Source organism: Nocardia sp. AB354 (assembly GCF_049538315.1).
Lineage (GTDB): Bacteria > Actinomycetota > Actinomycetes > Mycobacteriales > Mycobacteriaceae > Nocardia > Nocardia nova.
In genome coordinates this window covers 157,410-170,261 of record NZ_JBMVFU010000012.1, presented here as the reverse complement: position 1 = coordinate 170,261, position 12,852 = coordinate 157,410, and the positions used below count along the sequence as shown (strand labels likewise).

General features: G+C 68.8%; 12 protein-coding genes. 5 read left to right on the top strand and 7 right to left on the bottom strand.

What is annotated here, in order from left to right; translation table 11 throughout:
• Nucleotides 1-12: 12 nt before the first annotated feature.
• Complete coding sequence (locus ACPCUW_RS19395) at nucleotides 13-1,164, top strand: YbfB/YjiJ family MFS transporter (RefSeq protein ID WP_423426271.1); 1,152 nt, start codon at nucleotides 13-15, stop codon at nucleotides 1,162-1,164.
• Here ACPCUW_RS19395 and secG read toward each other — a convergent pair.
• From secG to ACPCUW_RS19375, 4 genes are read right to left on the bottom strand one after another with little or no spacing between them, the layout of a single operon-like run.
• Entirely contained in the window at nucleotides 1,151-1,384 is a 234-nt protein-coding gene (secG, locus tag ACPCUW_RS19390; protein WP_030518417.1) for a preprotein translocase subunit SecG, read from the bottom strand. The genes ACPCUW_RS19395 and secG overlap by 14 nt on opposite strands.
• A gap of 20 nt (nucleotides 1,385-1,404) precedes the next feature.
• Nucleotides 1,405-2,151 carry an SDR family oxidoreductase gene (locus ACPCUW_RS19385; protein WP_104406916.1) on the bottom strand — a complete coding sequence of 249 codons (747 nt, stop codon included), beginning with the start codon at nucleotides 2,149-2,151 and terminating at the stop codon, nucleotides 1,405-1,407.
• A gap of 32 nt (nucleotides 2,152-2,183) precedes the next feature.
• Nucleotides 2,184-3,368, bottom strand: coding sequence for an NADH:flavin oxidoreductase (locus ACPCUW_RS19380; RefSeq protein ID WP_104406917.1), 1,185 nt, complete (start codon nucleotides 3,366-3,368; stop codon nucleotides 2,184-2,186).
• 2 nt (nucleotides 3,369-3,370) lie between these two features.
• A complete protein-coding gene (locus ACPCUW_RS19375; RefSeq protein ID WP_423426268.1) occupies nucleotides 3,371-4,000 on the bottom strand; it encodes a TetR/AcrR family transcriptional regulator in 630 nt (209 codons plus the stop codon).
• 166 nt (nucleotides 4,001-4,166) lie between these two features.
• Between ACPCUW_RS19375 and ACPCUW_RS19370 the strand changes: the two genes are divergently transcribed.
• From ACPCUW_RS19370 to ACPCUW_RS19360, 3 genes are all read left to right on the top strand, one after another.
• A complete protein-coding gene (locus tag ACPCUW_RS19370; protein ID WP_423426325.1) occupies nucleotides 4,167-5,306 on the top strand; it encodes an LLM class flavin-dependent oxidoreductase in 1,140 nt (379 codons plus the stop codon).
• A 51-nt stretch (nucleotides 5,307-5,357) separates the two neighbouring features.
• Nucleotides 5,358-6,038, top strand: a complete 681-nt coding sequence (locus ACPCUW_RS19365) for an FMN reductase (protein WP_030514038.1) — start codon at nucleotides 5,358-5,360, stop codon at nucleotides 6,036-6,038.
• Between the two features lie 136 nt (nucleotides 6,039-6,174).
• A complete protein-coding gene (locus tag ACPCUW_RS19360; protein WP_423426266.1) occupies nucleotides 6,175-8,607 on the top strand; it encodes a thiamine pyrophosphate-dependent enzyme in 2,433 nt (810 codons plus the stop codon).
• A gap of 13 nt (nucleotides 8,608-8,620) precedes the next feature.
• Here the strand turns inward: ACPCUW_RS19360 and ACPCUW_RS19355 are convergent, their stop codons facing one another.
• Nucleotides 8,621-9,796 carry a cytochrome P450 gene (locus ACPCUW_RS19355; RefSeq protein ID WP_423426265.1) on the bottom strand — a complete coding sequence of 392 codons (1,176 nt, stop codon included), beginning with the start codon at nucleotides 9,794-9,796 and terminating at the stop codon, nucleotides 8,621-8,623.
• Between the two features lie 110 nt (nucleotides 9,797-9,906).
• Between ACPCUW_RS19355 and ACPCUW_RS19350 the strand changes: the two genes are divergently transcribed.
• Nucleotides 9,907-10,749: an SAM-dependent methyltransferase gene (locus tag ACPCUW_RS19350; RefSeq protein WP_036523471.1), complete on the top strand. Its 843-nt coding sequence runs from the start codon at nucleotides 9,907-9,909 to the stop codon at nucleotides 10,747-10,749.
• A 94-nt stretch (nucleotides 10,750-10,843) separates the two neighbouring features.
• Here ACPCUW_RS19350 and tpiA read toward each other — a convergent pair whose 3' ends face one another.
• Both tpiA and ACPCUW_RS19340 read right to left on the bottom strand, forming a co-directional pair.
• On the bottom strand, nucleotides 10,844-11,629 hold the full coding sequence (gene tpiA, locus ACPCUW_RS19345) for a triose-phosphate isomerase (protein ID WP_423426264.1): 786 nt from the start codon (nucleotides 11,627-11,629) through the stop codon (nucleotides 10,844-10,846).
• Between the two features lie 2 nt (nucleotides 11,630-11,631).
• A complete protein-coding gene (locus tag ACPCUW_RS19340; protein WP_030514033.1) occupies nucleotides 11,632-12,852 on the bottom strand; it encodes a phosphoglycerate kinase in 1,221 nt (406 codons plus the stop codon).

Below are 12,852 nucleotides of genomic sequence, written 5' to 3'. Positions count from 1 at the left end.
GCGTTGGTCGGCGTGACCATCGCACTTCCTCGACAGGTATCGCTCGCGCCCGCGCTGCGCGCCTCGGCCGGATTGGCCGCCGCCATGGGCATCGGTCGCTTCGTCTACACGCCGCTGCTTCCGGTGATGATCAACGCCGGACGCTTCGGCGCACATACCGGCGCGGTCGTGGCCGCGGCCAACTACGCGGGCTATCTGCTGGGCGCGGTCGCGCTGGCGCGGTTTCCGGAATACAACGGCCGCACGACTTTTCGGCTGTCGGCCGCCGCGCTGGTGGCGAGTGAGGCGGCCATGGCGATCCCCGCGCCGGCGATCCTGCCGATCATCCTGCGGACGGTGGCCGGCGTCGCGAGCGCGGTGCTGTTCATCGGCTGCGCGCAGATCGCCGCCCGGCACGAAAACCGAAGGCGCGCAGCGGGTATCGCCTTCGCCGGAGTGGGCACGGGAATCGCGGCAACGGGTGCGCTGGTACTGGTCGCGCAGTCGGTGCTGTCGTGGCAGGCGCTGTGGCTCGCCGCGGCCGCGCTGACCGCGCTGCTGCTGTGGCCGGCCCTGCGGCTGGAAGTCGTCGCCGGTAGCCGTACCGGCGCGGCGACAGTGCGGTCGCCACGCTCCTGGCGGTTGCTTCAGCTGACCTATTTCCTGGAGGGGCTGGGCTACATCGTCCTGGGAACGTTCCTGGTCGCCGCCGTGGACGCCACCGGTCATCGGACCGCGGGCACCGCGATCTGGATCGTCGTGGGAGTGGCGGCCGCCCCCGCGACCGTGGTGTGGAGCCTGATCGCCCGGCGGGCTACTCCGGTGATCGCCCTGGTGGCCGCCCTGGTGCTGCAATGTCTGTCAGCCCTGTTGCCGACGCTGTCGGCGGGTGTCTGGCCGGCGGTGGCGTCGGCCGCGCTGTTCGGCGCGACCTTCATGGGAATCACCCTGCTCGCCCTCGAGATCGGCGACGATCTGGCCGGTCCGGGTGCGGCGGCGACGTTGACCGCCGGATACGGGCTCGGCCAGATGCTCGGACCTCTGGCGGTGGCGCCGGTGCTCGGCGACAGCTACGCCGCCGCGTTCACGATCGCGGCGGCGATCCTGGCCGTGGCTGCGGTATCGGCGATCGCGATCTGCTCGCGGCGGCGCCGTGACGCCGCCGCGACGATCAGGCGAACTTGATCTCGAAGCCGATACCGAGGATGGCGATGAACCAGATCAGGCCGACGAAGATGGTGATGCGGTCGAGGTTCTTCTCGACCACCGTGGATCCGGACAGACTCGACTGCACACCACCACCGAACAGGCTGGACAAGCCTCCACCCTTCGCGCGGTGCAGCAACACCAGCAACACCAGCAGGACGCTGGTGATGACCAGGAGGATATCCAGGAACATTTGCATGCCGACAGTTTATGGGATGCTCAGCCCACCACCGAACCGGCCGTCATCCCGCCGTCGACGACGAATTCCGCACCGGTGCAGTAGCTGGATTCGGCGCTCGCCAGAAAGACCACCAGATCCGACACCTCGGCGGGCAGGCCGAGTCGCGCACGCACATTCTCGCCGCGATCGACCGCGATCTCCTCGGTGACCCCGATCATCGGCGTCAGAATTCCGCCGGGATGCACCGAGTTGACCCGCACGCCCTCGGGCGCGAGTTCCAGCGCGGCCGACTTGGTGAGCCCCCGCACTCCGAACTTCGAGGCGGTGTAGGCGTGCATGCCGCTCACGCCCTGCATACCGGCCGCGGAGGAAATATTGATCACCGCGGCCGGGCGGGCGGCGACCAGGGCGTCGCGCGCGGCGCTCAACCCCAGGAACGGACCGGTCAGATTGATGTCGATGACCCGCTGCCACTGCTTCTCGGTGTAGGTGCCCAGCGGGCCGCCGTCCAGCACGCCCGCATTGTTGACCAGCACATTCAACAGCCCGAACCGTTCGACGGTGGCGGCGACCGCGGCCTGCCAGCCGGCGGCCTCGGTGACGTCGAGATGTACGTAGCCGGCCTGCTCACCCAGTTCCGCGGCCAGCGCCTGGCCCGCGTCGTCGGCGATGTCGCCGAGCATCACCCGCGCTCCCTCGGCGACGAAGGCCCGCGCGTGCGAGGCGCCCATGCCGGAGGCGCCGCCGCTGATGAGGGCGACCCGGCCCGTCAAACGTCCACTCATGACATCGTCTCTCTTCTCTCGTCTATCGGGGGTCAGGATGCGGGAATGGGCGGGCCGTCCAGCCGCAGCACGCACCGGGTGCCGGTGTAGATGGTGGGCATGCATTCGTTGCAGTGGATGCAGGCCGAACGGGTCTCGGCGTCGGAGCCGATGCGCTGCAGCAGATCCGGCTCGCGGAGCAGGGCGCGGCCCATCGCCATGAATTCGAAGCCCTCGCGCCGCGCCCGCCGCATATCGTCGATATCGGTGATGCCGCCCAGCAGTACCAGCGGCATCGACAGCTCGCGGCGGAACTGGCGGGCCCGTTCGAGCAGGTAGGTGCCGTGATACGGGTACTCGCGCAGGAACGCCTTGCCGACGACCTTGAAGCCGAGCCGGGTCGGGCCGGGCAGCGTCTTGGCGAAAGCCTGCCGTGGCGCATCGCCGTGGAACAGCAGCATCGGGTTGAGCAGCGAACTACCCGCGGTCAGTTCGAGGGCGTCGAGTCCGCCGTCGGATTCCAGCCAGGAGGCCACCTGGAGTGACTCGGCCAGCGAAAATCCGCCGCGCACACCGTCTTCCATATTCAGCTTGGCCAGAATCGCCAGCCGGCCGCCGACGGCTTCGCGCACCGCGAGCGCGATCTCACGGGCCATCCGGGCGCGATGTTCCAAGGGCCCGCCGTAGGCATCCTTCCGGCGGTTCAGCAGCGGACTGAGGAACGAGCTGACCAGATAGTTGTGGCCGAAATGCAGTTCTACGGCATCGAATCCGGCCTCCTCGGCCAGCAACACCGCCCGCACGTGCGCGGCCACCACATCCTGGATCTCTGCCACCGAGGGCGACCGCATCATCTTCATGCTCAACGGCGACCACAACCGCGTCGGCGCCAGCGCCGGTGCCCGGTTGGAGGCCGCGTTGGCGACCGGGCCCGCATGGCCGATCTGCGCGCTGACCTTGGCTCCTTCGGCGTGGATGGCGTCGGTGAGCCGCCGCAGTCCCGGTAGCGCCTCGGGGCGCATCCAGATCTGGTGGCGGTCGGTGCGCCCGCCCGGGGCGACGGCACAGTAGGCGATGGTGCTCATCCCCACGCCGCCGGCCGCGATCTCCCGATGGAACTCGATCAGTTCGTCGGTGACCAGCGCGTCGGGGGTCCGCCCCTCGAAGGTGGCGGCCTTGATCACCCGATTGCGCAGGGTGATCGGGCCCAGGTCGACGGGTTCGAAAATATCGTTCACTACTACTCCTGTACGGCGGTATGCGAAGTGGTGGAGGCGGGCACGGCGGGATGCTGGGCGCCGGTAGCGGGCGGCGGTGCGCTCAACCCGGCGATGACGAATTCGCGCAGCGTCGCCACCGCGGACGGCGCGATGTCGTAGTCCTCGGTGCTGCCGAAGCGCATGATGATCAGGTCGAAGGCCAGCTGCCAGCGGCGGCGTGCCTCACCGGAGGTCAGCTCCGGCAGCAGCTGTGACCACGACTCCATCCGGAACCACTGGTGCTGCCAGGACATCGGCCGCCGGCGCAGGATCAATCCGGCCAGCAGCCGCAGATGCAACCGGCCCATCGGGTCGGCGGCGAGCTCGACGAACGGCGCGAGCACCGCGTCGACCACCGCCGGGACCGAGCTCGGCTCGGTGGCGGTGGCCGCGGCCAGCCCCTCGGCCCACAGCGGTCCGAGCCGATCCTCGATGAGCGCGGCGATCAGCGCCTCCTTGGAGCCGAAGTGGTAGTGCACCGCGGCCGGGTTGGCGCCCGCGGCCACGCAGATCGCCCGCACCGAGACGTCCTCGTAGCGCTCGGTCAGCAGTAACCGCTCCGCTGCCGCCAGCAGTTTGGCCCGGGTCCCGGCTGACACCTTCTCGCCCATGCCGTTAGTGAACCACGACACAGAACAGGTTTCAATCACTGATTGAATCAGTAAGACAAAGTGCTGCGCACCGGCCGTTTCTCGGGTAGTGGACATGTCAAGGAATACTGGGACATCTGCCCTCGTTCAGATGATTGAACTTTTGATCAGATCTCAGGAGGCGGCCATGCAGTTCGGCATCTTCACCGTCGGCGACGTCACCGTCGATCCGACCACCGGCATCGCGCCCACGGAGGGCGAGCGCATCGACGCGATGATGCGACTCGCCCTGAAGGCCGAGGAGGTCGGGCTGGACGTGTTCGCCACCGGCGAGCACCACAATCCGCCGTTCGTGCCGTCCTCGCCGACCACCATGCTCGGCTGGGTCGCGGCGCGCACCGAGAAATTGCAGTTGTCGACCTCGACCACGCTCATCACCACCAACGACCCGGTGAAGATCGCCGGGGACTACGCGATGCTGCAACATCTGTCGGGCGGCCGGGTCGACCTGATGATGGGCCGCGGCAACACCGGGCCGGTCTACCCGTGGTTCGGCAAGGACATCCGCAAGGGCGTCGAGCTCGCGATCGAGAACTACCACCTGCTGCGCCGGCTGTGGCGCGAACCGGTGGTCGACTGGCAGGGCCAGTTCCGCACGCCGCTGCAGGGATTCACCGCGACTCCCGCACCGCTGGACGGCACGCCGCCGTTCGTGTGGCACGGCTCGATCCGTTCGCCGGAGATCGCCGAGCAGGCCGCCTATTACGGCGACGGCTTCTTCCACAACAACATCTTCTGGAACAAGGAACACACCGAGGAGATGGTGCGGCTGTACCGGCAGCGGTTCGAGCACTACGGTCACGGCTCGGCCGACCAGGCGATCGTAGGTCTGGGCGGGCAGGTGTTCATGGCCGAGACCGAAGCGGAGGCCAAAAAGTTCTTCCGGCCGTACTTCGACAACGCGCCGGTCTACGGGCACGGTCCGTCGCTGGAGGATTTCAGCGAGATGACGCCGCTGACCGTCGGCACTCCCGAGCAGGTCATCGAGCGCACCCTCGGTTTCGCCGACTACGCCGGTGACTACCAGCGCCAGCTGTTCCTGATCGACCACGCCGGCCTGCCCATCGACGTCGCCCTGGAACAGGTCGAGATCCTGGGCCGCGAGGTGGTGCCGGTGCTGCGCAAGGAATTCGAATTGCGCCGTCCCGCGCACGTGCCCAGCGATCCGCCGACCCACGCGTCGCTGGTGGCCGCCGGTCCGGAGGCGCCGCATCATCTGGTGGAGCCGGCGCGTGAGCGGCTGCTGGCCGCGGCCGAGCAGGCCTGATCAATTCCACCGCGTATTCATCCGACCGCATCGAACGAGGGACGAAAACCCATGTCGCACACCGTTGTCGTACTCACCGCCGGGTTGTCGCAGCCGTCGAGCACCCGCCTGCTCGCCGATCAACTCGCCGATGCGGTGGCCTCGGCCGTCGGCGCCCGTGGTGAGGCCGTGACCATCGAGGTCATCGAATTGCGGGATCTGGCAAGCGATCTCGCCGCCACGATGGTCTCCGGCGGCCTGCCGACGCCCGCGGTGGCGGCGGCGCGGGAGAAGGTGTCCGCGGCCGACGGCCTCATCGCCGTCACCCCGGTGTTCGCCGCGAGCTACTCCGGGCTGTTCAAGATGTTCGTCGACGTGCTCGACACCGAGGCGCTCAACGCCATGCCGGTGCTCATCGCCGCCACGGCGGGAACCGCCCGGCACGCGCTGGTGCTCGAGCACGCGATGCGGCCGCTGTTCACCTACCTGCGCGCCGTCGTCGTTCCGACCGGCGTGTTCGCCGCGACCGAGGATTTCGGTTCGGCCGGACTGGGTGAGCGGATCCACCGCGCCGCGGCCGAATTCGCCACCCTGGTGGTCGCGGTACCGACCGGCGTGGACGGGTTCCTCCCCGAACCGGCTCGGACCCGGCAGTCGGGTAACCACGTCGGCGAGGTGACGCCGTTCGCCAAACTGCTCGCGGGCCACACGGGACACACCGAACGTCCCCACCGGCCGGCCGAACAGCGGTAGGACACCGCCGCCCTTCTCTCCCCTGCCGGCCCGGCCCACGCTCTGATCGACTCGCTCGGTAGGCCGGCGGGGTTCGCTTCGACCGCCCGCGCACCCAATCCGGTGCGTGGGCGGTCGCACGCGACATGATGGAGGGGTGACTGCGGGCCCGGAAGAGCTTCTCAACGACTGGTTGCGTGTATCCCTGGCAGAGGTGCGGCCGGGACCGCGGCGCGCCGCCACCGATCCGATCGGCAGCGGCAGTCCGATCACCGTCGGGACGTGTCTGGACTTGTTCGACGCTCAGGCCACGAGCCGGCATCTGGATTTCGCGGCACGGCGGCTCGGCGCGAGCAAGCGCGGGTACTACAGCATCGGGTCCAGCGGGCACGAGGGCAATGTGGTGCTGGCGCAGGCATTGCGCAGCACCGATCCGGCGCTGTTGCACTACCGGTCCGGTGCGTTCTTCGTGCACCGCTGCCGGCAGATCCCGGGACTGGACCCGATCCGTGACGTGCTGCTGGGAGTCGTCGCGGCGACCGCCGATCCGATCTCGGGCGGGCGGCACAAGGTGTTCGGCAGTGCGCCCGCGTCGGTGATACCGCAGACCTCGACCATCGCCTCCCATCTCCCCCGCGCGATGGGTCTGGCCTTCGCGCTCGATCGGGCCCGCCGGCTGGGCCGGGACACGCCGTGGCCGCGAGATGCGGTGGTGCTGTGCACATTCGGCGACGCCTCGGCCAATCACTCCACCGCGACCGGTGCGATCAACGCCGCGATCCATACCGCGCACCAGGGTATTCCGATGCCGCTGCTGTTCGTCTGCGAGGACAACGGGCTCGGCATCAGCGTGCCCACTCCCCCGGACTGGATCGAAGCGGCCTTCGGATCGCGACCGGGGCTGCGGTATTTCGACGCCGACGGATCCGATCTCCGGCAGGCCCTGTCGGTGGCGTCGGCGGCCGCGGAATCCGTGCGTGCCCGGCGGCGTCCCGCACTGTTGCGGCTGCGCACGGTGCGGCTGCTCGGGCACGCCGGATCCGACGTGGAGTCGGCGTACCGCCGGCCCGAGGACATCGAGGCCGACCGCCGCCGCGATCCGGTCGCCGCGACGGCCCGGTTGCTCGTCGAGATCGGTGCCGCCACCGCCGAAGAAGTTCTCGCCCACTACGACGCGATCGGCGCCCGCGTGGCAGCGACGGCGGCGCAGGTGGCCGAAGAACCGCATCTGGACTCGGCCGAGGCGATCCGGGCGCCCCTGGAATTCGGGCGTGCCCGACAGCCTTCGCCGAATCCGAAGCCGGGCCCCCGCGCCGGAGACCGCATGCCGGCCGCTGCCACCACGGCCTCGCCGCAGCAGTCCGAGAGCGCTACGCGGACAGATACTTTCGAGCATCCGGCGTCCCGGACCGAGTCCGCGCCGGCCGCCGAACCGGCACACCGCACCGACTTCGGTGGCTCCCCCGCGGTACCCGCGGATTCCACCGGCACCTCGACGGACGGTGAGACGAGTCCGGCGCCGCGCTCGCATGCCGGGGCCTCGGAGCAGACCGCCGACCGCACCGGGCCGATGACGCTGGCGCAGGCGATCAACCACACGCTGGCGTCGTTGCTCGACCACGACCCCGATGTGCTGGTTTTCGGGGAGGACGTCGGCCGCAAGGGGGGCGTCTACGGCGTGACCAAGGGGCTGCAGCGGCAGTTCGGGGCGCGGCGGGTGTTCGACAGCCTGCTGGACGAGCAGAGCGTGCTCGGTACCGCGCTGGGCGCCGGACTCGCCGGATTCGTACCGATTCCGGAGATCCAGTATCTCGCCTACGTGCACAATGCGCTGGATCAGATCCGGGGTGAGGCGGCGACCCTGCCGTACTTCTCCGCAGGGCAGTACCACAACCCGATGGTGGTGCGGATCGCCTCGTTCGCCTATCAGCGCGGTTTCGGCGGGCACTTCCACAACGACAATTCCGTTGCGGCGCTGCGTGATATCCCCGGCGTGGTGGTCGCGGCGCCGGCCCGGGCCGACGACGCCGCCGCGATGTTGCGCCGGTGCGTCGAGGCCGCTCGCAACGAGGGCCGGGTGTGTCTCTACCTCGAACCGATCGCCCTGTACCACACCCGCGACCTGCACCGCCCCGGCGACGGGGGCTGGTTCGCCACCCCCGACGACGATCCGGCATCGCTTGGGCGGGCCCGAATCCACGGCGACGGAACGGATCTCACGATCGTCACCTTCGCCAACGGCGTGCCGATGAGCCTGCGCGTCGCACAGCGCTTGGCGGACGACGGCATTCGCGCGCGAGTGCTCGACCTGCGCTGGCTCACACCACTTCCCGTCGACGATCTGCTGCACCATGCCCGCGCTACCGGCGCCGTTCTCGTCGCCGACGAGACCCGCCGCAGCGGCGGGGTCTCGGAATCGGTGTGCACCGCACTGCTCGACGGCGGTTTCGACGGCCGCCTCGCGCGCGTCACCAGCGCCGACAGTTTCGTCCCGCTCGGACCCGCCGCCGAACTGGTGCTGCTGAGCGAAGCGTCGATCGAGGCCGCGGCGCATCGGTTACTGAAATCCGGCCCGCGCCACGAGGATTAGCGGCCGCGGATGATCAGCGCAGTGTGACAGTTGTCGGCAGCGCGGCGAAACCGCGATTGTTCGAGGAGTGGATGCGGCGCAGCCCGGACGGGTCGACGTCGTAGTCGGCGATGCGGGCGGTGATCTCCCCGAGCGCGGTCCGCAACTCCAGCAGGCCCAGATTCGAGCCGAGGCAGTGGTGGCGGCCGCTGCCGAAGACCAGCGCATCGGAGGTGTCGCGATCGAGATCGAAGACATCGGGCCGGTCGAAGACCTCGGGATCGCGGTTCGCCGAACCGGTCAGCAACAGCATCCGCGCACCCGCCGGAATCGTGACGCCGTGCAGTTCGACGGCCTCGGTGGTCGTGCGCAACTGCGACTGGGTCGCCGGGTCGTAGCGCATGCCCTCGGCGATCCAGTCGTCGACGCGCCCGAGCGCCGCGGCCCGCTGGTCCGGATGCGCCCACCCGGCGTACCAGATATTGCCCAGCGTGAGCATGGTCGTCTCGATCCCCGCGCCGATCAGCAGAATCAGCACGCCCACGATTTCCTCCGGGGTGAGCCGGTCGTCCCCGTCGGCGGCGTCGAGCAGACCGGACAGCAGATCGTCGGTGCGGTGCTTACTGCGTTCGATGGTCAGCTCGGTGTAGTAGCCGACCAGGGCGCCGATCGCCTGCATCGCCTCCGGCCGCAGATCGGTCGACTCCTCCTCGGTGTACATGATCTCCATGCCGAGTTTGCGCACCAGATCGCGATCCGCGCTCGGCACGCCGACCAGTTCGGAGATGACCTCGGTCGGATACGGGCCCGCGAACTCGGTCATCAGGTCGAAACTGCCGCGTTCGAGCAGCGGCTCCAGCAGGCCGGTGGCGATCTCGCGCAGCCGCGGCGCCAGCGCCTGCACCCGGTGCGCGGTGAACGCGCGCGTGACCAGGCCGCGCGTGCGAGTGTGTTTCGGCGGGTCCATCGCCACGAAGGAGAAGAACTGCTCGGCCTGCGGGCCCCAGAAGGCCGGTTCCATCCGCAGCCCGTTGGCGCTCGAGAAGCGGTCCGAATCACGCAGTGCGGCAAGCACATCGGCGTAGCGCGACAGCGCCCAGAAGTCGTCGTCGGAGTTGCGGAACACCGGTGCCTGCGCGCGCAACTGCGCGTAGAGCGGATACGGATCGTCGTGAATGCCGAAATCGTACGGACTGAATTGCACTGACATCTTCGACCTCCCCGACCGCACGGCGGGGGCCGCGCCGGTTCGCCATCCGAGCTGACAGGATGACAGTAGTCGATAATGGTTCGTCGCCGCCGACAGAAGGAAGAGGTGTCATGGAACCAGTGACCGGATCACACGGCCCGCATACGGATCCCGTGGCGCCACCCGGTATCGATGTCACCACCCCGCATCCGGCCCGGCGTTACGACTACTGGCTCGGCGGTAAGGACAACTTCGAGGCCGACCGCGCCTCCGCGGAAGCGGTCGCCGAGGCTTTTCCCAGCGTGCAGATCTCCGCACTGGAGAATCGGGCATTCCTGCACCGAGTGGTCGGTTATCTCTCGGCCGAGGTCGGTATCCGGCAATTCCTGGACCTCGGGGCCGGCCTGCCGACCGCCGGAAACGTGCACGAGATCGCGCAGGCCGCCGCGCCCGAATCCCGCATCGTCTACGTCGACAACGATCCGATCGTCGCCCTGCACGCCCGCAGCCTGCTAGACAGCGCCCCCGAGGGGGCGACCGCCTATCTGGAAGCCGACGCGCGCGACCGCGAGCGCATCCTCACACATCCGGAGCTGCTCGCCACCTTGGATCTGTCGCAACCGGTGGCGCTGATGATGCTTGCTGTCGTGCATTTCTTCACCGACGAGGACCGTCCCTACGACATGGTGCGCCAGTGGGTCGACGCGCTGGCGCCGGGCAGCTATCTGGTCATGTCGCATGCCACCAGCGATCACCTCTCCGAAGAAGACCTCGCCGACAGCGAACAAGCCAACAAGCGCAGCGGTATCCCGTTCCGGCTGCGCTCGACAGCCGAGTTCAGCCGATTCTTCACCGGCCTCGAACTCGTCGAACCCGGGATCGGATCGGTCATCCACTGGCCCACCGAATCCCGGCGTGCCCATCCCCGGCCGGAGGCGGTGTCGATGCTCGGTGCGGTGGCGCGCAAACCCTGATCCGGTTGCTCCACGACGTCGGCCCCGGTTCCGCAGTACGCGGAAACCGGGGCCGAATCATTTTGTGCTGCAGGCGATTACCCGCCCGCGGCGATCAGGGCAGCGGACCGCCCGCGGCGATCGCCGACAGGGTCGCGAATTCGTCGCCCTTGAGCGAGGCGCCACCGACCAGCGCGCCGTCGATATCGGCGGCCGCGATGAGCTCGCCGACGTTCTTGGCGTTCACCGACCCGCCGTAGAGGATGCGCACACCCGCCGCGACCTCCTGGCCGGCCAGCTCCGCCAGTTCGGCGCGCAGCGCACCGCACACCTCCTGCGCGTCGGCCGGGGTGGCGACGCGACCGGTGCCGATCGCCCAGACCGGCTCGTAGGCGATGACGACCTTGGCGATCTGCTCCGGCGTCAGCCCCTTGAGCGAACCTCGCAACTGCTCGAGGTTGTACTGCACGTGGGTCTGCGCCTCGCGCACGCCCAGCCCCTCGCCGATGCAGACGATCGGCGTCATGTCGTACTGCAGCACCTTCTTGGCCTTCGCCAGCACCGTGGCGTCGTCCTCGTTGTGGTACTGCCGCCGCTCCGAGTGGCCGACCACGACGTAGCTGCACGACAGCTTCGCCAGCATCGCCGCACTGATCTCACCGGTGTAGGCACCGGATTCGTGCACCGACACATCCTGGGCACCGAAGGTGATCCGCAGCCGGTCGCCCTCGATGAGGGTCTGGATGCTGCGGATGTCGGTGAACGGCGGGATGACCGTGACATCGACCTTGTCGAAGTACTTGTCCGGCAGGGCGAACGCGATCTTCTGCACCAGAGCGATGGCCTCGAGGTGATTGAGGTTCATCTTCCAGTTGCCGGCGACCAACGGTTTGCGTGCCATGATCAGCCCTCCCCGTCCTCGAGCACGCTGATACCCGGAAGCTGTTTGCCCTCCAGGTATTCCAGCGAGGCGCCGCCGCCGGTGGAGATGTGGGAGAACCCGTCCTCCGGCAGGCCGAGCGTGCGCACGGCCGCGGCCGAATCGCCGCCGCCGACCACGGTGAACGCTCCTTTACCGGTCGCACTCACCAGCGCCTCGGCCACCGCGCGCGTCCCCGCGGCGAAGGCGTCGAATTCGAACACACCCATCGGGCCGTTCCAGAATACCGTCCGGGCCTCGGTCAGCAGCGCGGCGAAGCGCTTGGCCGACTCGGGCCCGATGTCCAAGCCCATCCAGCCCTCGGGAATTTCGTTTGCGGCCACCGTCTTCGACTCCGCGTCCGCGGCGAACTTGTCCGCGGCCACGATGTCCACCGGCAGGTGGATGACGTCGGCGAAACGCTCCAGCAGCTCCTTGCAGGTATCGATCATCTCCTCCTGAAGCAGCGAGGAGCCGACCGAAAGACCTTGGGCGGCAAGGAAGGTGAAGCACATACCGCCACCGATGACGAGGGTGTCGACCTTGGGGGCCAGCGCCTCGATCACGGCGAGCTTGTCCGACACCTTGGAACCGCCGAGCACGACCGCGTACGGGCGCTCGGTGTCGGTGGTGAGCTTGCGCAGCACGTCGACCTCCGCGGCCACCAGCGTGCCCGCGTAGTGCGGCAGCAGTTGCGCCACGTCGTAGACCGAGGCCTGCTTGCGGTGCACCACCCCGAAGCCGTCGGAGACGAATGCGCCGTCGTCGCCGACCAGCTCCACCAGCGCCCGGGCCAGCTTCTGGCGCTGGGCGTCGTCCTTGCTGGTCTCGCGCGGATCGAAGCGGATGTTCTCCAGCAACAGCACATCACCGTCGGTGAGGCCCTCGGACCGCGCGAGCGCGTCCTGGCCCACCACATCACCGGCGAGCTGTACGTTGCGGCCCAGCTCCTCGCTCAGCTTCGCGGCGACGGGCGCCAGCGACAGCTTCGGATCGGGTTCGCCCTTGGGGCGGCCCAGGTGGGCGGTGACGACGACCTTGGCACCGGCCTCGGCCAGCGTCTTGATCGTGGGCACCGAGGCGATGATCCGGCCCGGATCGGTGATCACGCCGTTGTCGAGGGGAACGTTCAGGTCGGAGCGCACGAGTACGCCCCGCCCCTCCACGCCCTCGGCAAGGAGATCCTGAAGGGTCTTGACTGCCAT

Coding starts and splice junctions, on each gene's coding strand:
- secG (WP_030518417.1), bottom strand. CDS start 1,384: ATGCAAATGTTCCTGGATATCCTCCTGGTCATCACCAGCGTCCTGCTG.
- ACPCUW_RS19385 (WP_104406916.1), bottom strand. CDS start 2,151: ATGAGTGGACGTTTGACGGGCCGGGTCGCCCTCATCAGCGGCGGCGCC.
- ACPCUW_RS19375 (WP_423426268.1), bottom strand. CDS start 4,000: ATGGGCGAGAAGGTGTCAGCCGGGACCCGGGCCAAACTGCTGGCGGCA.
- ACPCUW_RS19370 (WP_423426325.1), top strand. CDS start 4,167: ATGCAGTTCGGCATCTTCACCGTCGGCGACGTCACCGTCGATCCGACC.
- ACPCUW_RS19365 (WP_030514038.1), top strand. CDS start 5,358: ATGTCGCACACCGTTGTCGTACTCACCGCCGGGTTGTCGCAGCCGTCG.
- ACPCUW_RS19355 (WP_423426265.1), bottom strand. CDS start 9,796: ATGTCAGTGCAATTCAGTCCGTACGATTTCGGCATTCACGACGATCCG.
- ACPCUW_RS19350 (WP_036523471.1), top strand. CDS start 9,907: ATGGAACCAGTGACCGGATCACACGGCCCGCATACGGATCCCGTGGCG.
- tpiA (WP_423426264.1), bottom strand. CDS start 11,629: ATGGCACGCAAACCGTTGGTCGCCGGCAACTGGAAGATGAACCTCAAT.
- ACPCUW_RS19340 (WP_030514033.1), bottom strand. CDS start 12,852: ATGGCAGTCAAGACCCTTCAGGATCTCCTTGCCGAGGGCGTGGAGGGG.